The following is a 19,872-nucleotide window of genomic DNA, read 5'->3' as shown; positions in this document are numbered from 1 at the left end:
ATGGTTCTTGTTTCAGGTTTCGACTCGAATTCTCAGGAAAGACCCATGGAAAAAATCCCCATGACCCGCCGGGGTCATTCGGCGTTGGATACGGAGCTGAAACAGCTCAAGAGCGTGGAGCGCCCCGCCGTGATCCGGGCGATTGCCGAGGCGCGCGAGCATGGTGACCTGTCCGAGAATGCCGAGTACCACGCCGCGCGCGAAAAGCAGAGCTTTATCGAAGGGCGGGTGAAGGAGTTGGAGGCGCTGTTGTCGCGCGCACAAGTGATTGACCCCGCGACCCTGTCGGGCGCGGTCAAGTTCGGCGCCACCGTGACCATCGTCGACGAGGACACGGACGAGGAGAAGACCTACCAGATCGTGGGGGAGGCGGAGGCCGATATCGAAAAGGGCCTGCTGAACCTCAAATCGCCCATCGCCCGCGCCCTGATCGGCAAGGAGGAAGGCGACAGCGTCGAGGTCCGCACCCCGGGCGGCACGAAGTCTTACGAAATCCTCGAGATCGCGTACAAGTAACCGCGACGGCACAAAAAACGGAAACGAGCATGGCGCAGCAGTCGAAAGGGACCGGTCAGGACCTTGGCGGGTTCGGCATGCCTGGCGCCCGCCACGGGATCACCGCGATCGAGATCATCGCGCTGGGGCTCAGCCTGGTCTGGCTGGTGATGGTGCTGATCCTGTTCTTCGTGCTCGACCTCGGCGCAAGCATCGCCGCCACCGGGGCCGGGGCGCTGGGGATCGTGATGATCCTGTTGGCGGTGTTCCTGCCCATCGCGCTGATCTGGGTGGCGGCCTCCGTGGCGCGCACGGCGCGGATCATGCGCGACGAGGCCGACCGGCTGCAGGGGGCCATTGCCGCCATGCGCGAAACCGTGGTGCAGCAGGCCCGCAGTCAGGGCGCCATGCCGCCGACGGTCGCCCAGAAGATCGACCAGATCGCCCAGACCGCCAAGCAGACCGAGACCGCATTGGTGACCTTCGCCAGTGCGCGGACCGGCCCGGCGCAATCCTCCGAGAGCAAGGCCGCCCTCGCCGAGCCGCAGGTCAAGCGCCTGCCGCGCGAGACGCAGCCATCGCTCGGCTTCGACACGCCGGAGGACCTGCGGGAGCCGATTTCCGTGTCCGAATTCATCCGCGCGGCGAATTTCCCCGAGACCACGGAGGACAAGGAAGGCTTTCGCGCCCTGCGCCGCGCGCTGGAGGATCGGGATGCGGGCAAGCTGATTCGGTCGGCGCAGGATGTGCTGACCCTGTTGTCCGAGGACGGGATCTACATGGACGACCTGACCCCGGATCGGGCCAAGCCCGATGCCTGGCGCCGCTTCGCCGAGGGCGAGCGCGGGCGGACGGTCGCGGCCCTGGGGGGCATCCGGGACCGGTCCTGCCTCGCGCTGAGTTCCGCGCGGATGAAGTCCGACCCGATCTTTCGCGACACGGTCCACCATTTCCTGCGCCATTTCGACCGGACGTTTTCGGCCTTCGCGGCCCATGCCACGGATGAAGAGATCATCAAGCTCGCCGATACCCGCTCGGCGCGCGCCTTCATGCTGCTGGGGCGGGTGACCAAGACCTTCGAGTGAGCGCGCTTGCCCCGGCCGCGCCGGTGGTCTAGCAGGCGCCGGTATCGGCAACACGGTGATCCCATGTCCAGCCTCTATCTCCAGGGCCTGCGCCAAGGCGCGCCCTTTCTGCTCGTGACCGTGCCCTTCGGCATGCTCTTCGGTGTGGTCGCCACCGAGGCGGGGCTGAACATCGCCGAGGTGATGGGATTCAGCCTCCTGGTGATCGCGGGGGCCGCGCAGTTCACGGCCGTGCAGCTTCTGAGCGAGAACGCCCCGGTGATCATCGTGCTGGCCTCGGCCCTGGCGGTGAACCTGCGCATGGCGCTCTATTCCGCGTCGATCGCGCCGCATCTCGGCCCCCTGCCCGTCTGGCAGAAGGCGATTTGCGCCTATTTTCTGGTGGATCAGACCTATGCCGTCTCTGTCGCCCGGTTCGAGAACGACCCCGCATTGCCCCTGCGGGAGCGGTTCGCCTTCCATCTCGGCGCGGCCTCGCTGATCTGCCTGTGCTGGTACCCCGCGACCTGGACCGGGGCGGTCCTGGGGGCGCGGATACCGCCGGAAATGGCGCTGGATTTCGCCCTGCCGATCACCTTCCTCGCGCTGGTGGCCCCGGCCCTGACCAGCCTGGCCCATGTGGTCGCGGCCTTCACCGCGACCGTTCTGGCGCTGGCCTTTGTCGGCCTGCCCTTCAGCCTGGGCACCATCTTTGCGGCGGGCTGCGCGATGCTCGTCGGCGCCCGGGTGGAGCTGTGGCAGACCCGCCGCCGGGAGGCTGCCCGATGATCGACATCTCGCCCGTCACGCTCTGGGGGCTGATCGTGCTGCTTGGGATCGGGACTTTCCTGATCCGCTATTCCTTCCTCGGTCTGATCGGCGACCGGGAATTGCCGGAATGGCTGTTGCGGCACCTGCGCTACACCTCGGTCGCGGTGTTCCCGGCCCTGATCGCGCCGCTGGTGGTCTGGCCCGCCGCCACGGGCGGGGAGGCCGAGCCCGCCCGCATTTCAGCCGCCGTCGTCACCCTCGCGGTCGGGGTGCTGAGCCGGAATGTCCTGCTCTCGATCATCTGCGGGATCGCGACGCTTTACGGGATGCTGGCGCTCTTGGGCTAACACCTACGCGAGTTTGACTTTTTTCTGCGCCGGAAACGATTATCTCTTACGCTATACAGAGCAGGTCCGCTCATAGCCCGGAGACCCCTAGCCATGCGATTCCTGACCCGCAGCCTTGTGGGCCTTGTGCTTCTGTCCCTGACATTGGGGCTTCTGGGGCTGGGCGGGCTGATCCTGTCCGATGCGATCACCGCGCGCAATGCCGATGCCCCGGCGAGCAGCACGGCCCGCGAGCGGGTCTATGCCGCAAGCGTGATGACCCTGGAGCCGGAGGTCGTCACCCCGGTCCTGACCGTTTTCGGAGAAATCCGCAGCCGCCGCACCCTGGAGCTGCGCGCCTCCAGCGGCGGCGTGATCACCGCCCTGCACCCCTCGTTCGAAGAGGGCGGGCGCGTGGCGGCGGGCGAGGTTCTGGCCCAGATCGACCCGGCGGATGCGGACACCGCCTTGCAGAAGGCGCGCAACGACCTGGCCGAGGCGCGCGCGACGCTGGCGGATGCGGAACGCTCTTTGGTGCTGGCGACCGATGACGTCGCCGCGGCACAGGCGCAGCTGGACCTGCAGCGGCGGGCGCTGGCGCGGCAACGCGACCTTCTGGCCCGCGGCGTCGGGACCGAAGCCAATGTGGAGGGGGCCGAACTGGCCGAGGCCGCCGCCCTGCAATCACTGCTGTCGCGCCGCACGGCACTGGCCGCGGTGGAGGCCCGGATCGACCAGGCCCGGACCCAGATCGCCCGGCGCGAGATCGAGGTGGCCGAGGCCGCCCGCGACCTGGAGGATACCACCCTGACGGCGGCCTTCGACGGCACGCTCAGCGGCACTGCCGCCGTGATCGGCGGGCGCGTGGCGGCGAACGAGAAACTGGCCGATCTGATCGACCCCACGGCGCTGGAAGTGGCCTTCCGCACCTCCGCCACCCAGTACCTGCGCCTGTTGGACGACAGCGGGCGGTTGCGGGACACCGAGGTGGAGGTCACGCTCGAGGTGCTGGGGGAGGCGATCCGCGCCACGGCGCAGCTCAACCGCGCCGCGGCACGGGTCGGCGAGGGGCAGACCGGCCGGCTGCTCTTCGCCCGTCTGGACGACGCGCCCGCCTTCCGCCCCGGCGATTTCGTGACCGTCACCGCCCCGGAGCCGCCGGTGGAGGACGCGGTGGTGCTGCCCGCGACCGCCGTGGCCCCCGATGGCAGCGTTTTGCTGCTGGGCGCGGAGGACCGGCTGGAGGTCGGCCGGGTGGAGATCCTGCGCCGTCAGGGCGACGAGATGATCGTGCGCGTCGGCGGCCATGCGGGCCGCGAAGTGGTGACCGAGCGCGCGCCGGTCCTGGGCGCTGGGATCAAGGTCCGTCCGATCCGGGCCACGCCGGAGGGGGCGTTGACCGCCGCCAGTACCGAGATGCTCACCCTCGACCCGGACCGCCGCGCGCGCCTGATCGCCTTCGTGGAGGGCAATGACCGGATGCCCGCAGAGGCCAAGGCCCGGCTGGTGGCGCAACTGGCCGAGGACCAGGTGCCGGCCGCCGTGGTCGCGCGGCTTGAGAGCCGGATGGGCAGCTGACATGGGCGCTCTGGGCGGAATTCTCACCTATTTCACCCGGCACCGGACGGCGGCGAACCTGCTGCTGCTGATGCTGCTGGCCATCGGCTTCGCAGTGATCCCCCAGATGCGGACCCAGTTCTTTCCGGACGTGGTGGTCGACGACATCACCGTGCAGGTCAGCTGGGACGGCGCCGGGGCCGAGGATGTGGACCGCGCCATCGTGTCCCTGCTGGAGCCTGCCCTGCAGGCGGTCGAGGGCGTGACCGAAAGCGACGCCACCGCCCGCGAAGGTAGCGCAAGGATTTCGGTGGAGTTCGAGCCCGGCTGGGACATGAGCCGCGCCACCGACGATGTGCGCGCCGCCATGGATGCGATCACCGACCTGCCCGAAGACGCCGAGGAGCCGGTGATCCGGCGCAACAACTGGCGCGACCGGATCACCGACGTGGTGGTGCACGGCCCCGTGGGTGTGGACCAGTTGGCGCGGTTCTCAGACGAATTCGTCGCCCGCCTTTTCGAGGCCGGGGTGACCCGCACCACGATCCGCGGCATCGCCGCCCCCGAGACCCTGGTGGAGGTCGCCACGCTCGACCTGATCCGCCACGACCTGACCCTGCGCGAGATCGCCGACGTGATCGCGGGCGCGGTGGACAGCGCCCCTTCCGGCGACATCGCCGGGGGCAGCGCCCGGGTGCGCACCGGCACAGAGACCCGCAGCGCCGAGGACCTCGCCGCCCTGCCCCTGCGCACGGATGCGGACGGCAACGTGCTGACCGTGGGCGATGTGGCGACGATCTTCGTCGGCGGCGTGGACCGGGACCGGGCCTATTTCGTCGGCGCGAATCCGGCCATCTCGGTCCGCGTCGACCGCTCCGAGGAGGGCGACGCGATCGCCATCCAGGCCCAGGTGGCCGAGGTCGCCGAAGCGCTGGAACGGGACCTGCCCGCAGGGGTCCGGATCGAGCTGATCCGCACCCGGGCGGAGCAAATCTCCAGCCGCCTGAACATCCTGGTGGATAACGGGCTGCTGGGCCTCGCACTTGTTGTGGGTCTGCTGTTCCTGTTTCTGAACGCGCGCACCGCCTTCTGGGTTGCCGCCGGCATCCCGGTTGCGATGATGGCGGCGATGTCGCTGATGTATCTCGGCGGGCTCACCCTGAACATGGTGTCGCTCTTTGCGCTGATCATCACCTTGGGGATCGTGGTCGATGACGCCATCGTCGTGGGCGAGCATGCCGATTACCGCGCGCGGTACATGGGCGAGGACGGCCCGACCGCCGCCGCCAATGCCGCCATCCGCATGGCGCCCCCGGTCTTCACGGCCACGATCACCACGGTCATCGCGTTCTTCGGTCTGACGGCCATCGGCGGGAGTTTCGGCAACCTGATCTATGCGATTCCCTTCACGGTGATCGCGGTGCTGCTGGCCAGCCTGGTGGAGTGTTTCCTGATCCTGCCGAACCACATGGCCCATGCGCTGGCCCATTCCGCCAGGGAACACTGGTACGACTGGCCCTCGCGCCAGGTGAACCGGGGCCTTGACTGGGTGAAACGGGTGCTGTTCCGCCGCCTGATCGCCTTCTGCATCGCTGCGCGCTACCCGGTCTTTGCCGGGGCCATCGTGCTGCTCCTGGCGCAGGCGGCGCTGTTCGTGCGGGGCGACGTGACATGGCGCTTCTTCAACGCGCCCGAGCGCGGCTCGATCACCGGCAATTTCGCCATGCTGCCCGGCGCGACCCGCGAAGACACGTTCGAGGCCATGCGCCTGATCCAGCAAGGCACGGACGAGGTTGCCGCCCGCTACGAGGCCGAGCATGGGCTCAATCCGCTGGCCTTCGTGCTGACCGAGGTGGGCGGCACCACCGGGCGCGGCCTTGCCGGCGCCGACAGCAAGGATACCGACCAGCTGGGCTCCATCGCCATCGACCTGATCGACGCCGACCTGCGCCCCTATTCGTCCTTCACATTCCTTGCGGACCTGCAGGACGCCGTCCCGCGCCACCCGATGCTGGAGACCCTGAGCTTCCGCGGCTGGCGTTCCGGTCCCGGGGGCGACGCGATCTCGGTGGAGTTCTACGGGGCGGAAACCGAGACCCTCAAGGCCGCGGCGGAGGCGCTCAAGACCCGGCTCGCGATCTACCCGGAGGTCTCGGCGCTGGAGGACAGCCTGGCCTATGACAAGCAAGAGCTGATCCTCGATCTGACCCCCACGGGCAGCCAGCTGGGCTTCGACATCGACGCGCTGGGGCGCGAGTTGCGCGCGCGGCTCAACGGGATCGAGGCGGCGACCTATCCCGTGGGCACCCGCACCGGCGCGATCCGGGTGGAACTGCCCGCCGCCGAGATCGGTCCGGATTTTCTCGACCGGATGCTGCTGCGCACCCCCACGGGCGCCTATGTGCCCCTGGCGGATATCGTCTCGGTCCGCAGCCAGGAGGGGTTCTCCCGCATCCAGCGCGAGAACGGGCTTCGGGTGGTCTCGGTGACCGGCGACATCTCGGAGGACGACCCGGTCCGGGCCGCCGAGATCAACACCCTGCTGATCGAAGAGCACCTGCCCCGCATCCAGGAAGAATTCGGCGTCAACTACGTTCAGACCGGCCTCGCGGAGCAGGAGCGCGCCTTCCTGACCGACGCCACCATCGGCTTCCTGCTCTGCCTCGTGGGGATCTACCTGTGCCTGGCCTGGATCTTCTCCAGCTGGACGCGGCCCGCTGTGGTGATGGTGGTGATCCCGTTCGGGTTGATCGGGGCGATCTGGGGGCATTACGTCTGGGACGTGCCGCTGTCGATGTTCTCGGTGGTGGGCCTGATCGGCATGGCGGGGATCATCATCAACGATTCCATCGTGCTGGTGAGCACGATCGACGAATACGGCAAGGAGCGGGGCCTCGTCCCCGCCATCATCGACGGGACGGTGGACCGGCTGCGGCCCGTGTTGCTGACCACCCTGACCACGGTGCTCGGCCTCACGCCGCTGCTCTACGAAGGCTCGCAGCAGGCGCAGTTCCTCAAGCCCACGGTGATCACGCTGGTCTACGGATTGGGGTTCGGGATGGTGCTGGTGCTGATCCTCGTGCCCGCCTTCATGGCGATGCAGCAGGATATCGGCCGGCAACTGGCCGCCCTGCGCCGGGCGCTCGGCGCGCCGCTGCGCGCCGGGGGCGCCGGGCGCGCGGCCATCCTGGCCACGGCCCTCTGCGCCGGCTGGGCCGCAGCCACCTTCGGGGTGTCCGCCGTCACCGGAGCTCTGCCTGCCCCGCTGGCGGACATGCTGCCCGCGGGCCTCTCGGCGCCCATGGCCACCTTCGTCGCCTTCCTGGGCGGGGTCTGTGCCATCGCGCTTGCAACCTGGTTGCTCAGCGCGCTGATCCTGGGCTTGCGGGGTCGCGCCCGTCTGAGGGGCGAGACGCGTCCAACCGCTTGAGCCTCAAAACAACCGCGCCGCTGGCAGGCCGGACCGCAGGTCCGGCCCCCGGCGACGACCGAAGGTCGGCGCAACACCTCTCGGAGACACCGGCACCACCGCGGCCCGGCTACCCGCCGCAACCGCGCCGCTCGTAAGCCGTTCCCTCGGCAAGGACCGTCATCCGCACCCCGCTGCGGTCGATGGGGACAGGCCCGTCATGGGCGGCATAGATCTTTACATCCGCAATCAACTGGCCGCCCTCGCGATGGGTCTCCGCGTGGGACACCCAGAGGGTCGGGTCCGCCAACTCGATCACGGCCACCTCGCCAGGCCGCGCAGGCTCGGCGATCGCCGCCCGCAGACGCAGCCCGTCCTCGGTGGGCGTAAAGACACAGCTGATCGCGCCCGCATGCAGCTTCGGCTCCTGGGCCAGTGCCGCCGCGATCATCGCGCTGCTTTGGCCCGGCGCCGTCAACTCCGCCTTCAGTCGGACCTCCACCGGCACGCAGACCTCTTCGCAGACACCGAAATGCAGCGCCCCGTCGAGCTGGATCGGCGCGTCGCCCTGCACGGTTTGCAACTGGAGCGGAAAGACCACCTCGTCCACGTAACCGATCGACCGCAGCCCATCGACGTCGAATACTACCGGCGCGGGCAGGCGCGGCGTGAACCCGGCGAGGTTACCCGACGCCGCCAGATCGAAGAGCGGCGGGATGCCCCCATCGCCGGGCGTGCGCCAATAGGTTTTCCAGCCCGGCTGCATCCGGATGCGGATCCCGGCGAAATGGCTGCCATCGGCCTCCCGCCAGCCCGGGAGCACGTCCACCTGCACCAGGTTCGCCCCCGTGAATTCCTGCGCGACCCCGCGCTGCGGCAGGAGGCCGGCAAAAGCCAGCGCGCAAAGGGTCGGGGCAATCAACAACCAGTCTTTCATCATCCGAGCGATCCTAGCCCCCCGCCCCGGGAACGGAAATCACGAAAAGGCGATAGCGTGCCTTCGTGTGGTGAGACAAACCGCCTATTGTAACCCGTAAAGCCCCATCCCATTTTCGCCCTATGCAAGCGCAGCATCCTCAGGACGGGCTCCGTGGAAAGCTCCTCATCGCCATGCCGGGCATGGGAGATCCGCGATTCGAGCACTCGGTCGTCTATATCTGTGCCCATTCCGATGACGGCGCCATGGGCCTGATCATCAACAAGCCCACGCCGGAATTGAAGTTCAGCGATCTGCTGGAACAGTTGCAGATCTCGCCGCCACCCGCCGAGGCGCCGGAGGTGCTGGTCCATTACGGCGGCCCGGTCGAGGGCGGGCGGGGCTTCGTGCTGCATACCGGGGACTATACCGGCAACAGCTCCACCCTGCAGGTCGACGACCGGTTCGGCATGACGGCAACGCTTGATGTGCTGGAGGATCTGTCCCAAGGCACCGGGCCGCGTCGCTGCTTCCTCGCGCTCGGCTACGCAGGCTGGGGACCGGGACAGCTGGAGAACGAGTTGCAGCGCAATGGCTGGCTGACCTGCGATGCCGCCCCTGAACTGGTGTTCGAGGCCGCGGCGGAGCAGAAATGGCAGATGGCGCTCGGCACGCTGGGGATCGATCCGCTGATGCTGTCGGCCACGGGCGGGCGGGCCTGAGGGACGGGCCAGATCGGCCCGGAATGCGCACCTGCCGCGCCGGCCCGGTTTGGGGCCTCAGTCCTCGCCTTCCGCCCTCGGGGCCGCCGCTCGGCGGAGCCTGTCATTGATCGCCGCACCGAGCCCGGTTTGGGGCACCGGGGCCACGGCGATCCGGCGCCCTTCGGCCAGGGCATCCATCGCCCGCAGGGCCGCGAAGAGCCGCGCCGCCGCCTCGGCCAGCTCGCCGCTCTCCGAGAGGCTCATGTCGCCCGGGCAGTCCGGGCCGAAGCCGAGCCAGACCTCTCCATCCTGGCGCGCGGTTGCGTTTAGCCGCACAGGCGCGTCGGGCGCGTAATGCGAGGCCAGCTGCCCCGGCGCTGTGGGCTGGGTCGCGGACCCGGCCCCCTCGGCAATCGGTGCGCCCAGAACCTGCGCCAATGCCTCCGCGGTCACGCCGCCGGGCCGCAGGAGCATCGGGGTCTCCCCCGCCAGGCTGACGATGGTCGACTCCAACCCCACCGGGCAGGCGCCCCCATCGAGCACCGCCGCGATTTTTCCGTCGAGCCCGTCCAGAACATGGGCCGCGGTGGTTGGACTGACCCCGCCGGAAGGATTGGCCGAGGGCGCGGCCACCGGCCCGTCGAAGCCGCGCAGCAGCGCCTGGGCGGCGGAATGCGCGGGCACCCTTACGGCCAGCGTCTCCAGCCCCGCGGTCACCAGCGGGGAAATCCCTGCCTCCGCGCGCATGGGCGCCACGAGGGTGAGCGCCCCGGGCCAGAAGGCCTCTGCCAGAGCCAATCCCGCCGGAGGCAGGTCCACCAACCGGCCGGCCGCCGCGAGGTCGGGCACATGGACGATCAACGGGTTGAAACTGGGCCGCCCCTTGGCCGCGAAGATACCCGCCACCGCCCGGTCGGAGCGCGCATCGCCGCCGAGCCCGTAGACCGTCTCGGTCGGAAACGCCACGAGCCTCCCCGCGCGCAACAGCGCCGCGGCCCGTGCAAGGCCCGCCCCATCCGCGCCCAGGCGCTCGGTCCTTGCGGTTTCAGCCATGCCGTGACGTCGCGTTCCGTTTGAGGGTCATGGCCCTGCTCCATAAGCTGCCGTTCGGGGACCAGCGCATAAACCGCTGCCGCGCCCCTGCCAAGCCCGCACACCCTGCCCATTCGGGAGAGACCATGCCGTATACCGCACCGCTGAACGATCTGCGCTTCCTGCTCGACCACGTGGTGGGCTTCGACGCGGTGCAGGCGACCGACCGTTTCGCCGAGACCACGCCGGACGTGACCGAGGCGATCCTGACCGAGGCCGCCAAGCTCTGCGAGGGGGAGCTTGCCCCGTTGCAGCGCGCGGGCGATCTGCACCCTGCGCGCCTGGAGAATGGGGTGGTGCGGACCTCGCCGGGCTTTGCCGAAGGTTACCGCGCGATCGCCGCTGGCGGCTGGGTGGGGATGTCGGCCGACCCGGCCTATGGCGGGATGGGCCTGCCCATGGCACTGGCCACTTGCATGAACGAGATGATGTCCTCGGCCTGCCTTTCGCTGCAGATCGCGCCGATGATGACCCAGGGCCAGATCGAGGCACTGGAGGCCCATGCCTCCGATGCACTCAAGGCGCTTTACCTGCCCCGGCTGACCTCCGGCGACTGGGTGGGCACCATGAACCTGACCGAACCGCAGGCGGGTTCGGATGTGGGCGCACTGACCACGAAGGCGGTGCCCAAGGGCGACGGGACCTACGCGATCACCGGCCAGAAGATCTATATCAGCTGGGGCGACAACGACTTCACCGGCAATGTCTGCCACCTGGTGCTGGCGCGCCTGCCGGACGGGGCGCCGGGGACCAAGGGGATCAGCCTGTTCCTCGTGCCGCGGCACCTGCCCGACGCGACGGGCAATCCGGGGGTGGCCAACGCGCTGAAGGTGGTCAGTCTCGAACACAAGCTGGGCCTGCATGGCAGCCCCACCGCCGTGATGCAGTACGAAGGCGCGACCGGCTGGCTCGTGGGGCCGGAGCATGGCGGGATGCGCGCGATGTTCACCATGATGAACAACGCGCGGCTCGGCGTCGGGGTCCAGGGCATCGGCGTGGCCGAGGCCGCCTACCAGCACGCACTGGCCCATGCCCGCGACCGTAAACAGGGCCAGACCCCGGTTGCCGACGCAGACAGCATCCTCGCCCATGCGGATGTGCGCCGGATGGTGATGACCATGCGCGCCGAGGTTTTCGCCGCCCGCGCCATCGCGCTCTCGACCGCGGTGGCCACCGACATGCACCACGCCACCGGGGCGGAAAGCTGGGCTGCCCGCGCCGCCCTGCTGACCCCGATCTGCAAGGCCTACGGGACCGACACCGGCATCCGGGTCGCCGATCTCGGCCTGCAGGTCCATGGCGGCATGGGCGTGATCGAGGAAACCGGGGCCGCGCAATACCTGCGCGACGTGCGGGTGACCGCGATCTACGAGGGCACCAATGGCATCCAGGCCATGGACCTTGTGGGCCGCAAGCTCGCCGATGGGGGCGAGGCCATGTCCCGCCTGCTGGACGAGATCGAGGCGCTGGCAGAATCCGCGCGCGGGAGCCTGCCGGACGTGGCCGAGCCGGTCTGGCAAGCCTGCGAGACCCTGCGCGAGACGACCGAGGCGCTGGTGGCCGAGACCCGGCTCAATGCCCGCTTCGGCGGGGCACAGCCGTACCTGATGGCCGCGGCCCGGGTGCTGGGCGGGCATGCCCATCTCGCCGCCGCCATTGCCGAGGGTGGCCGCGGCCCGCGCAGCGCGCTTGCGCGGTTCTTCGTCGGGCGGCTTCTGCCCGAACACGGCGCCCTTGCCGCCCAGGCCCTTGCGGGGGATAAGGACCTCTACGCCCTGGACCCGGAAGACCTCGTCGCCTGATGAACATGCCCTTCGGCCCCCTGCGGACCCCGTTCGAGACCGCGCCGGACACCGGCACCGCCCGCGAGATCGCCGAGGGCGTGTTGTGGATGCGTCTGCCCCTGCCAATGGTGCTGAACCATGTGAATGTCTACGCACTGGACGATGGCGACGGCTGGACGCTGGTGGATACGGGACTTTTCAGCCGCAAGAGCCGCGCGATCTGGGGCGACCTGCTGGCCGGACCGCTGGCGGGCAAACCCGTGCGCCGGGTGATCGTCACCCACCACCACCCGGACCACATGGGCTGCGCGGGCTGGTTCCAATCCGAGCATGGTGCCGAGCTGATCACCACCCGCACCGCCTGGCTGATGGCCCGGATGCTGCAACTGGATGCCCAGGACCGGCCCACGCCCGAAACCCTGACCTTCTGGCGCCGGGCCGGGATGGACCCCGAGATCCTTGCAAGGCGCGCGGCCGAACGGCCGTTCAACTTCGCCGATACCGTGGCCCCCATGCCACTCGGCTTTACCCGCATCCGGGAGGGCGACACCGTCACAGCCGGGAGCCGCCGCTGGCACGTCCGGATCGGCCATGGCCACGCGCCCGAACACGCAACCCTGTGGAGCGCGGATTGCAACCTCGTGCTGGGCGGCGACCAGCTGCTATCGACGATTTCCCCCAATATCGGGGTTTACGCCACCGAGCCCGAGGCGGACCCCCTGTCCGGCTGGCTCGACAGTTGCACCCGCCTCGCGACGCATGCGACCGAGGATCACCTGGTTCTGCCCGGTCACAAGCTGCCGTTCACCGGTCTGCCCAAGCGGCTCGACCAGCTGATCGACAACCACCACCAGGCGCTGGCCCGGCTGCAAGCGTTTCTGGCCGAAGCGCCGCGTACCGCGCCCGACTGCTTCGGCCTGCTGTTCAAGCGGAAGATCACCAGCGACACCTACGGCCTCGCGCTCGTCGAAGCGGTGGCGCATCTCAACCACTTGCACGCCACCGGGCGGGCGCGCTGGACCGAGCGGCCGGATGGCGTGCGCCTGTGGCACGCTGTCGCGGACTGACCCGCCCGCTGCGGTGTGCGGCCCCGTCCCTCGTGACACGGACGCACGGATCGGCTAGTCGAAGGACGACACGCGAACGGGAGAGACACCATGGCAGAAGAGCACAAGCACGGTTCGATGGACATTTCCGAGCAGGAAAAGACCTTCCACGGGTTCCTGGCCATCACCAAGTGGACAACGATCTCGATCATCGTCTTCCTGATCCTGCTGTACATGATCAACGGCTGATCCCGGCGCAACATGAGGTTCCGTATCGCGGGCGCCCTGGGGGCGTTGACCCTGTTGGCGGCCTGCGCGGCGGAGTCGGAATGGGCAAGTGACGCCGAGGTGAACCAATCGCGCTACGCGGATGGCGGGACCGCGTCGGTCACCTTGTTGACGGTTATCCGCAACAGCACCGGCGAGGGTGGCCATACGGCCGTTCTGATCGACGGCGCGGAGCGCGTGATCTGGGATCCGGCGGGCACCTGGTGGCACCCCTGGTCGCCCGAGCGCAACGATCTGCACTACGGCATCACCCCGCAGCTGGAGACCCACTATATCGACTACCATGCCCGCGAAGCCTGGCGCGTGGTGGAGCAGCGCATTGAGGTGCCCCAGCAGACAGCCGATGCGATGATCGCCGCCTTCGCTGCCAATGGTGCCGCGGGCTGGGCCAACTGCGCACGGGTCACATCCGACATCCTGCGGGACTACCCGGGGTTCGAGACCATCCGCTCCACCTGGTTCCCGGTGGATATCATGGAAGACTTCGCCGCCCTGCCCGGCGTGACGACCACCACCTATTTCGACGACGACGACCTCGACCGGACCAACCCGCTGCGCGTGGTTCCGGGCGGCGCGGGCTGACCCGCGCGGCGCAGGCGGGCGGATCTATTTCCGGCGCAGATGCTCGTCCAGACGCGGCAGGATTTCCACGAAGTTGCAGGGGCGGTGGCGGTAGTCGAACTGCCATTGCAGGATCTCGTCCCAGGCGTCCTTGCACGCGCCGGTGCTGCCCGGCAGGGCAAACAGGTAGGTGCCGTTGGCCACCCCGCCGCAGGCCCGCGACTGCACCGCCGAGGTGCCGATCTTCTTCATGGAAACCATGGTGAAGACCGTCCCGAAGGCCTCGATCTCCTTCTCGTAGACATCCCGGTGCGCCTCGACCGTCACATCCCGCCCGGTAAGACCCGTGCCGCCCGTGGTCAGCACCACGTCGATTTCCGGGTCCGCACACCAGGCGCGCAGCTGATCCGCGATCTCGGCGCGCTCGTCGCGCAGGATCTTGCGGTCGGCCACGCGGTGCCCGGCGCCCTCGATCCGGTCCACCAGCGTCTGCCCCGAGCGGTCCTCCTCGATAGACCGCGTGTCGGACACCGCCAGCACCGCGATTCGCATGGGCAGAAAGGTCTTGCTCTCGTCGATACGGCTCATTCGGTCCCTTTCAGTCTGGCTTGAAGGTCGAGCAGATCTGCCCAGGCCGCGCGTTTCTGGGCCGGCTGGCGCAGCAGGAAGGCCGGGTGGAACATCGGCAGGGCCGGTCGGTCCATGGCCTCGGTCCATTGGCCGCGCAGCCGGGTGATTCCCTTGCGCCCCAGCACCGCCTGGCAGGAGATATTGCCCATCAGAACGAGGATCTCCGGGTCCGCCAGCGTCACATGGCGCTGCACGAAGGGCATCATCATGGCGATCTCGTCGGGGCGCGGGTCGCGGTTCTGGGGCGGGCGCCAGGGCAGGATGTTGGTGATGTAGACCGCATGGCCTGGATCCGGCGCGTCCCGAGCCAGGCCGATCGCGGCCAGCATCTTGTCCAGAAGCTGCCCGGCCCGCCCGACGAATGGTCGCCCCTCCCGGTCCTCCTCGCGACCCGGCGCTTCGCCGAGGATCATCACCCGCGCCCCGGGCCGCCCGTCGCTGAAGACGAGGTTCCGCGCGCCCTTGCGCAGCTCGCAATGGGGATAGGCGGCGAGCGCGTCGCGCAACGCCTCCAGACTGCCCGATTGCGCGGCAGCCCCGCGCGCGGCGGTGACCGCCATCTCGGGCCCGTCCGGCGCAGGGGCGGCGGCCACGGACGGCGCCGCGGGGGCCGCTGCCGGCGCTTTCGGGCGCTCCGGCTCCACCGCGACGGTCCGGTCCACGGGCGCGTCGCTGATGGCCTCGGTGGCGCCAAGTTCCACCTGCCATTCCAGCGCCGCGCGCAAGGTGTGATAGTCCAGCTCCTGCTCCATGGCGCGACCCTATCCAAGCCCGCACCGCGCGGCAATCGCAACCCGCGCGCCCCCTTGCCCGCGCCTGCGGCCTCCGCCTATAAGCGGGCAAGTCAGGACAGGGGCAGCCATGACACTCCGCGCGCGTCATCTTCTGGGGATCGAACACCTGGCCCCGGACGAGATCGTCACGCTGCTGGACCTCGCGGATCGCTACGCAGACCTGAACCGACGCCCGGACAAGCATGGCGACGCGCTGGCTGGTCTCACCCAGATCAACATGTTCTTCGAGAACTCGACCCGCACCCAGGCCAGTTTCGAGATCGCGGGCAAGCGGCTCGGCGCGGACGTGATGAACATGGAAGTGCGCGCCAGTTCGATCAAGAAGGGCGAGACCCTGATCGACACGGCGATGACCCTGAACGCCATGCACCCGGATCTGCTGGTCGTCCGGCATCCCCATTCCGGGGCGGTCAACCTCTTGGCGGAAAAGGTGAATTGCGCGGTTCTGAACGCAGGCGACGGGCGGCACGAGCATCCGACGCAAGCTCTGCTCGATGCGCTGACGATCCGGCGCGCCAAGGGCAAGCTGCACCGGCTCAACGTTGCGATCTGCGGCGACATCGCCCATTCCCGGGTCGCGCGCTCCAACATCCTGCTGCTGGGCAAGATGGAGAACCGCATCCGCCTCGTGGGGCCGCGGACCCTGATGCCCGCCGAGATCGCCGAGCTTGGCGTCGAGGTGTACGAGGACATGAAGGCCGGGCTGGACGGGGTCGACGTGGTGATGATGCTGCGGCTCCAGAAGGAGCGGATGGATGGCGGTTTCATCCCGTCGGAGCGCGAATATTACCACCGCTACGGGCTGGATGCCGAGAAGCTCGCCTATGCCAAGCCCGACGCCATCGTCATGCATCCCGGTCCGATGAATCGCGGGGTCGAGATCGACGGCACCCTGGCAGACGACATCAACCGCTCCGTCATCCAGGAGCAGGTCGAGATGGGCGTGGCCGTGCGCATGGCCGCGATGGACCTGCTGGCGCGCAACCTGCGCGCCGCACGAGAAGGAGTTCCCGCATGACGACAGAGGTCCTGCGCCCGGATCGCACCGCGTATCTGCGCGCCTACGCCACCATGGCGGCGTTTGCCATGGCGATCGGGATGGGCGTGCTCTGGGCGCTGGGCAACCCGTACCCCTGGACCGGGGCGGTGGGGGGCCTTGCGGCGATTGCCCTGCGCGGCTGGTATCTCGGCTCCGAAGAGCTGGCGATCGAGTGGACCCTGACCGACGACCGGCTCGAAGGGCCCGGCTGGCGCAAGATGGCGCTGCGGGACATCACGCTGGTGCGCACGCTGGGCAGTTCGGTGCAGGTCATCACCGCCAGCGGCGACAAGCACCTGATCAAGTACCAGGAAGATGCCAAGGCGGTGCAGGCCCGGATCGAGGCCGCGGTGGGCGTGGCCAAGGCCCGCCCCGCCCCCGCCGCAGAGCCCGACGCATGATCGAGGTGCCCGCCCACGAGACCGGCATCGTCCGGGTCTTCGCCGTGAATGGCGACAGCCGCGGCTGCGGGACGGCCCAGAGCTTCCTGACGCGGCTGGAACAGGACCCGGAGGACATCGCCGCCGAAGCCGTGCGCCTGCGCGAGATGCTGGGCGCAGACCAGATCGACCCGACCTATACCGAGACCTTCGCTGTCAAGGACGTCGCTGATCTCGGCCTGAGCCGGTATATCGCCACTGCCATGGACGTCCCGATGGAGACGCTGGCCCCCGACCGCGCGCGCCTCGATGCGCTGGAGGGCGAGGTACTGATCGTGCTCTCCCGGGCACTCGGCGATACCGCACAAACCCTCACGCCGGGGGCGGACCTGACCTTTATCGGGGCCTACAAAATGGCGGAGGTGCCACTGACCGGACCCGTGAAGGCACCCCCGCCGGACCCGATGCCTGCGCCGACGCCCGTCGACGAAATCGACGCGCCTGAGGAAATCTCCACCGGGCGCCGGACCCTGATCGTGGGCGCGGCCCTGCTGATCGCCGCGCTGCTGGTCATGATCGTCGGGGGGAGCAACTGATGGCGCCTGCGAAACCCCTCGCCCTGATCCATGCGCGGATCGTGGACCCGGGCACCGGAGAGCTCCGCGAAGGCGGGCTCTTGCTGCGCGACGGGATGATCGCCGCGCATCTCGGACCCGCAGACCGGCTCCCGGCCGACACCGAGGTACTCGACTGCGGCGGCAAGTGCCTGGCCCCCGGCATCGTCGATATCGGCGTGAAGGTGGGCGAGCCCGGAGAGCGCCACAAGGAGAGCTTCCGCACCGCGGGGCGCGCGGCGGCGGCCGGCGGCGTGACAACCATGGTCACCCGCGCCGACACCACCCCGGCCATCGACAGCCCCGAAACCCTCGAATTCGCCGCCCGCCGCGCAGCGGAGGCCAGCCCCGTGCGCCTTGCGCCCATGGCCGCCCTGACCAAGGGCCGACAGGGCCGCGAGATGGTCGAGATCGGTTTTTTGCAGGATGCGGGCGCCGTGGCCTTTTCCGACGGCGACCACGTGGTCGCGGACCCCAAGGTGTTCCAGCGCTGCCTGGCCTATGCCACCAGCCTCGGCGCGCTGGTCATGGCGCATCCGCAGGACCCGGGGCTGAGCGCCGGTGCCGCCGTGACCTCGGGCAAGTTCGCCACCCTGCGCGGCCTGCCCGCGGTGTCCCCCATGGCCGAGCGCATGGGGCTGGAGCGCGACCTCGCCCTGGTGGAGATGACGGGTGCGCGCTATCACGCGGACCAGATCACCACCGCCCGCGCCCTGCCCTCTTTGCGCCGCGCGCGCGAGATCGGCCTGGACGTGACGGCGGGCATCTCGATCCACCACCTGACCCTCAACGAATTCGACGTGGGCGACTACCGGACCTTCTTCAAGGTCAAGCCGCCCCTGCGGGCCGAGACCGACCGGGTCGCCATGGTCGCCGCCGTGGCCGCCGGAGAGATCGACATCATCTCGTCGATGCACACGCCCCAGGACGAAGAGAGCAAGCGCCTTCCCTTCGAGGAAGCCGCCTCGGGCGCGGTCGGGCTGGAGACCCTGCTGCCCGCGGCCCTGCGGCTCGTGCATTCGGGGGAGTTGACCCTGCCGCAGCTCTGGCGCGCGCTGTCGCTGAACCCGGCGAACCGGCTGGGCCTGCCGCAAGGGCGGCTCGATCCGGGCAGTCCGGCGGACCTGGTGCTGTTCGATCCGGATGCGCCCTTCGTTCTCGACCGCACGAGGCTACACTCGAAATCCAAGAACACGCCCTTCGACGGCGCCCGGCTGCAGGGGCGCGTGCTGCGCACCTATGTCGACGGCAGGCCCGTCCACGTGCGGGACGGGCACTGATGCCCGAGCTGACCACCGCCTCCGGCCTGCTCGCCCTTGTCGGGCTCGCGGCCTACCTGCTGGGTGCGATTCCCTTCGGCCTGCTGATCGCGAAACTGTTCGGCCTCGGCAATCTGCGCGAGATCGGGTCGGGCAATATCGGGGCGACCAACGTGCTGCGCACGGGCAGCAAACCGGCCGCGGCGGCGACCCTGATCCTCGACGCGGGCAAAGGGGCCTTCGCGGTGATCCTTGCGCGCGTTCTGGTGGGCGAGGACGCCGCCCAGATCGCCGGGGCGGCGGCCTTTCTCGGCCATTGCTTCCCGGTCTACCTGAAATTCAAGGGCGGCAAGGGGGTGGCCACCTTCTTCGGCACCGTGATCGCCCTGTCCTGGCCGCTGGGGCTTGCGGCCGGTGCGGTCTGGCTCGCCACCGCCTATACCTTCCGCATCTCATCGCTTTCGGCCCTGATGGCTGCATTGATGACCCCGATCTTCGCCTGGGGTTTCGGCCAGCGGGAATTGGTCGTTTTGAGCCTGTTCCTCGGCTTTTTGATCTGGATCCGCCACAGAGAAAACATAATCCGCCTGCTTTCTGGAACCGAACCGAGGATCGGAGCCAAGAAGAGGTAGAGATGGGATTCCTGCGCGCCATCGCATCCGCATTTGTCAATGTCGTGAACTTCGGAGGGCGCGCGACGCGGGCCGAGTTCTGGTATTTCCAGCTCTTCATCTATGCCCTGACGATCGGCGGGGTCCTGTTCGTGATCTTCGCTCTTCAGCCCGAGCAGATCGCCCGCCTCGGCGCCGCAACGGACGACAATCCGTGGTATTTCGGGGTTTCCGTATTTCTGTGGATCCAAAGCTGGTCGCTGCTGGTGCGGCGCCTGCACGACACGGATCGCTCCGGATTCTGGTCGCTGATCGGGTTCGTGCCGATTATCGGGCTGCTGGTGCTGCTGGTCTTCGCGGTCCAGCCAGGAGACCGGGGCAACAACCGCTTCGGCCCGCCGCGGGGCGGCGCGCGCCCGGCCCGCAGCCGGTTCGCGCGTCCGGACGTCACGCCGGGCAAGACCGAGGAAGACCGCAAGGCCGAGGTCCGCGCGCTCTACCAGGCGCGGGTGAAGTGCCTGACGAACTGACC

At 68.9% G+C, this 19,872-nt stretch carries 21 protein-coding genes; 17 read left to right on the top strand and 4 right to left on the bottom strand.

Translation table 11 applies throughout. The features are described from left to right. Window positions 1-45: 45 nt before the first annotated feature. From greA to PVW48_RS08310, 6 genes are all read left to right on the top strand, one after another. Window positions 46-516, top strand: coding sequence for a transcription elongation factor GreA (gene greA / locus PVW48_RS08335; RefSeq protein ID WP_044028061.1), 471 nt, complete (start codon window positions 46-48; stop codon window positions 514-516). A gap of 29 nt (window positions 517-545) precedes the next feature. Continuing rightward, window positions 546-1,580 (top strand): hypothetical protein, encoded by a 1,035-nt coding sequence (locus PVW48_RS08330; RefSeq protein ID WP_083768399.1) that lies wholly within the window; start codon window positions 546-548, stop codon window positions 1,578-1,580. Between the two features lie 63 nt (window positions 1,581-1,643). Then, window positions 1,644-2,348 carry an AzlC family ABC transporter permease gene (locus PVW48_RS08325; RefSeq protein WP_274581015.1) on the top strand — a complete coding sequence of 235 codons (705 nt, stop codon included), beginning with the start codon at window positions 1,644-1,646 and terminating at the stop codon, window positions 2,346-2,348. Next, window positions 2,345-2,677: an AzlD domain-containing protein gene (locus tag PVW48_RS08320; RefSeq protein WP_012179740.1), complete on the top strand. Its 333-nt coding sequence runs from the start codon at window positions 2,345-2,347 to the stop codon at window positions 2,675-2,677. The genes PVW48_RS08325 and PVW48_RS08320 overlap by 4 nt, the downstream gene beginning before the upstream one ends. Window positions 2,678-2,770: 93 nt before the next feature. Beyond that, window positions 2,771-4,234 carry an efflux RND transporter periplasmic adaptor subunit gene (locus tag PVW48_RS08315; protein ID WP_274581014.1) on the top strand — a complete coding sequence of 488 codons (1,464 nt, stop codon included), beginning with the start codon at window positions 2,771-2,773 and terminating at the stop codon, window positions 4,232-4,234. A gap of 1 nt (window position 4,235) precedes the next feature. Beyond that, window positions 4,236-7,643, top strand: coding sequence for an efflux RND transporter permease subunit (locus PVW48_RS08310; protein WP_274581013.1), 3,408 nt, complete (start codon window positions 4,236-4,238; stop codon window positions 7,641-7,643). A gap of 109 nt (window positions 7,644-7,752) precedes the next feature. Here PVW48_RS08310 and PVW48_RS08305 read toward each other — a convergent pair whose 3' ends face one another. Further along, window positions 7,753-8,562 (bottom strand): protein-disulfide reductase DsbD domain-containing protein, encoded by an 810-nt coding sequence (locus tag PVW48_RS08305; protein WP_012179743.1) that lies wholly within the window; start codon window positions 8,560-8,562, stop codon window positions 7,753-7,755. Window positions 8,563-8,681: 119 nt separating this feature from the next. Here PVW48_RS08305 and PVW48_RS08300 point away from each other — a divergent pair, with 119 nt between their 5' ends. Beyond that, window positions 8,682-9,260, top strand: coding sequence for a YqgE/AlgH family protein (locus PVW48_RS08300; RefSeq protein ID WP_012179744.1), 579 nt, complete (start codon window positions 8,682-8,684; stop codon window positions 9,258-9,260). A gap of 57 nt (window positions 9,261-9,317) precedes the next feature. Here PVW48_RS08300 and PVW48_RS08295 read toward each other — a convergent pair whose 3' ends face one another. After that, a complete protein-coding gene (locus PVW48_RS08295) occupies window positions 9,318-10,295 on the bottom strand; it encodes an L-threonylcarbamoyladenylate synthase (protein WP_012179745.1) in 978 nt (325 codons plus the stop codon). A 125-nt stretch (window positions 10,296-10,420) separates the two neighbouring features. Here PVW48_RS08295 and PVW48_RS08290 point away from each other — a divergent pair, with 125 nt between their 5' ends. The 4 genes from PVW48_RS08290 to PVW48_RS08275 all read left to right on the top strand — a co-directional run bounded on the left by PVW48_RS08290 (window position 10,421) and on the right by PVW48_RS08275 (window position 14,034). Then, on the top strand, window positions 10,421-12,136 hold the full coding sequence (locus PVW48_RS08290) for an acyl-CoA dehydrogenase (RefSeq protein WP_274581012.1): 1,716 nt from the start codon (window positions 10,421-10,423) through the stop codon (window positions 12,134-12,136). After that, window positions 12,136-13,185 carry an MBL fold metallo-hydrolase gene (locus tag PVW48_RS08285; RefSeq protein ID WP_274581011.1) on the top strand — a complete coding sequence of 350 codons (1,050 nt, stop codon included), beginning with the start codon at window positions 12,136-12,138 and terminating at the stop codon, window positions 13,183-13,185. The genes PVW48_RS08290 and PVW48_RS08285 overlap by 1 nt, the downstream gene beginning before the upstream one ends. Before the next feature lie 90 nt (window positions 13,186-13,275). After that, complete coding sequence (locus tag PVW48_RS08280; RefSeq protein WP_012179748.1) at window positions 13,276-13,413, top strand: aa3-type cytochrome c oxidase subunit IV; 138 nt, start codon at window positions 13,276-13,278, stop codon at window positions 13,411-13,413. Window positions 13,414-13,425: 12 nt separating this feature from the next. After that, window positions 13,426-14,034: a hypothetical protein gene (locus PVW48_RS08275; RefSeq protein ID WP_274581010.1), complete on the top strand. Its 609-nt coding sequence runs from the start codon at window positions 13,426-13,428 to the stop codon at window positions 14,032-14,034. Between the two features lie 24 nt (window positions 14,035-14,058). Here the strand turns inward: PVW48_RS08275 and moaB are convergent, their stop codons facing one another. Beyond that, window positions 14,059-14,601, bottom strand: coding sequence for a molybdenum cofactor biosynthesis protein B (gene moaB, locus PVW48_RS08270; RefSeq protein ID WP_012179750.1), 543 nt, complete (start codon window positions 14,599-14,601; stop codon window positions 14,059-14,061). Then, the gene (locus PVW48_RS08265) at window positions 14,598-15,395 is read right to left on the bottom strand and encodes a uracil-DNA glycosylase (protein WP_274581009.1); all 798 of its coding nucleotides are present in this window, start codon (window positions 15,393-15,395) and stop codon (window positions 14,598-14,600) included. The genes moaB and PVW48_RS08265 overlap by 4 nt, the downstream gene beginning before the upstream one ends. A 109-nt stretch (window positions 15,396-15,504) precedes the next feature. Between PVW48_RS08265 and PVW48_RS08260 the strand changes: the two genes are divergently transcribed. The 6 genes from PVW48_RS08260 to PVW48_RS08235 are packed head-to-tail and all read left to right on the top strand — an operon-like array spanning window position 15,505 to window position 19,870. Then, entirely contained in the window at window positions 15,505-16,455 is a 951-nt protein-coding gene (locus tag PVW48_RS08260) for an aspartate carbamoyltransferase catalytic subunit (RefSeq protein WP_274581008.1), read from the top strand. Beyond that, window positions 16,452-16,877 (top strand): hypothetical protein, encoded by a 426-nt coding sequence (locus PVW48_RS08255; RefSeq protein WP_012179753.1) that lies wholly within the window; start codon window positions 16,452-16,454, stop codon window positions 16,875-16,877. Before PVW48_RS08260 ends, PVW48_RS08255 begins: the two co-directional genes overlap by 4 nt. Then, window positions 16,874-17,452, top strand: a complete 579-nt coding sequence (locus PVW48_RS08250; RefSeq protein WP_274581007.1) for a hypothetical protein — start codon at window positions 16,874-16,876, stop codon at window positions 17,450-17,452. Before PVW48_RS08255 ends, PVW48_RS08250 begins: the two co-directional genes overlap by 4 nt. Then, a complete protein-coding gene (gene pyrC / locus PVW48_RS08245) occupies window positions 17,452-18,750 on the top strand; it encodes a dihydroorotase (protein ID WP_274581006.1) in 1,299 nt (432 codons plus the stop codon). The genes PVW48_RS08250 and pyrC overlap by 1 nt, the downstream gene beginning before the upstream one ends. Continuing rightward, window positions 18,750-19,361, top strand: a complete 612-nt coding sequence (gene plsY / locus PVW48_RS08240) for a glycerol-3-phosphate 1-O-acyltransferase PlsY (RefSeq protein ID WP_274581005.1) — start codon at window positions 18,750-18,752, stop codon at window positions 19,359-19,361. The genes pyrC and plsY overlap by 1 nt, the downstream gene beginning before the upstream one ends. Before the next feature lie 2 nt (window positions 19,362-19,363). Continuing rightward, a complete protein-coding gene (locus tag PVW48_RS08235) occupies window positions 19,364-19,870 on the top strand; it encodes a DUF805 domain-containing protein (protein WP_274581004.1) in 507 nt (168 codons plus the stop codon). Window positions 19,871-19,872 lie beyond the last annotated feature (2 nt).

The sequence above is a fragment of the Dinoroseobacter sp. PD6 genome (assembly GCF_028807315.1).
Taxonomy (GTDB): Bacteria; Pseudomonadota; Alphaproteobacteria; order Rhodobacterales; family Rhodobacteraceae; genus Dinoroseobacter; species Dinoroseobacter shibae.
This window is presented reverse-complemented; position numbering and strand designations above follow the sequence as displayed.

Coding starts and splice junctions, on each gene's coding strand:
- greA (WP_044028061.1), top strand. CDS start 46: ATGGAAAAAATCCCCATGACCCGCCGGGGTCATTCGGCGTTGGATACG.
- PVW48_RS08330 (WP_083768399.1), top strand. CDS start 546: ATGGCGCAGCAGTCGAAAGGGACCGGTCAGGACCTTGGCGGGTTCGGC.
- PVW48_RS08325 (WP_274581015.1), top strand. CDS start 1,644: ATGTCCAGCCTCTATCTCCAGGGCCTGCGCCAAGGCGCGCCCTTTCTG.
- PVW48_RS08320 (WP_012179740.1), top strand. CDS start 2,345: ATGATCGACATCTCGCCCGTCACGCTCTGGGGGCTGATCGTGCTGCTT.
- PVW48_RS08315 (WP_274581014.1), top strand. CDS start 2,771: ATGCGATTCCTGACCCGCAGCCTTGTGGGCCTTGTGCTTCTGTCCCTG.
- PVW48_RS08310 (WP_274581013.1), top strand. CDS start 4,236: ATGGGCGCTCTGGGCGGAATTCTCACCTATTTCACCCGGCACCGGACG.
- PVW48_RS08305 (WP_012179743.1), bottom strand. CDS start 8,562: ATGATGAAAGACTGGTTGTTGATTGCCCCGACCCTTTGCGCGCTGGCT.
- PVW48_RS08300 (WP_012179744.1), top strand. CDS start 8,682: ATGCAAGCGCAGCATCCTCAGGACGGGCTCCGTGGAAAGCTCCTCATC.
- PVW48_RS08295 (WP_012179745.1), bottom strand. CDS start 10,295: ATGGCTGAAACCGCAAGGACCGAGCGCCTGGGCGCGGATGGGGCGGGC.
- PVW48_RS08290 (WP_274581012.1), top strand. CDS start 10,421: ATGCCGTATACCGCACCGCTGAACGATCTGCGCTTCCTGCTCGACCAC.
- PVW48_RS08285 (WP_274581011.1), top strand. CDS start 12,136: ATGAACATGCCCTTCGGCCCCCTGCGGACCCCGTTCGAGACCGCGCCG.
- PVW48_RS08280 (WP_012179748.1), top strand. CDS start 13,276: ATGGCAGAAGAGCACAAGCACGGTTCGATGGACATTTCCGAGCAGGAA.
- PVW48_RS08275 (WP_274581010.1), top strand. CDS start 13,426: ATGAGGTTCCGTATCGCGGGCGCCCTGGGGGCGTTGACCCTGTTGGCG.
- moaB (WP_012179750.1), bottom strand. CDS start 14,601: ATGAGCCGTATCGACGAGAGCAAGACCTTTCTGCCCATGCGAATCGCG.
- PVW48_RS08265 (WP_274581009.1), bottom strand. CDS start 15,395: ATGGAGCAGGAGCTGGACTATCACACCTTGCGCGCGGCGCTGGAATGG.
- PVW48_RS08260 (WP_274581008.1), top strand. CDS start 15,505: ATGACACTCCGCGCGCGTCATCTTCTGGGGATCGAACACCTGGCCCCG.
- PVW48_RS08255 (WP_012179753.1), top strand. CDS start 16,452: ATGACGACAGAGGTCCTGCGCCCGGATCGCACCGCGTATCTGCGCGCC.
- PVW48_RS08250 (WP_274581007.1), top strand. CDS start 16,874: ATGATCGAGGTGCCCGCCCACGAGACCGGCATCGTCCGGGTCTTCGCC.
- pyrC (WP_274581006.1), top strand. CDS start 17,452: ATGGCGCCTGCGAAACCCCTCGCCCTGATCCATGCGCGGATCGTGGAC.
- plsY (WP_274581005.1), top strand. CDS start 18,750: ATGCCCGAGCTGACCACCGCCTCCGGCCTGCTCGCCCTTGTCGGGCTC.
- PVW48_RS08235 (WP_274581004.1), top strand. CDS start 19,364: ATGGGATTCCTGCGCGCCATCGCATCCGCATTTGTCAATGTCGTGAAC.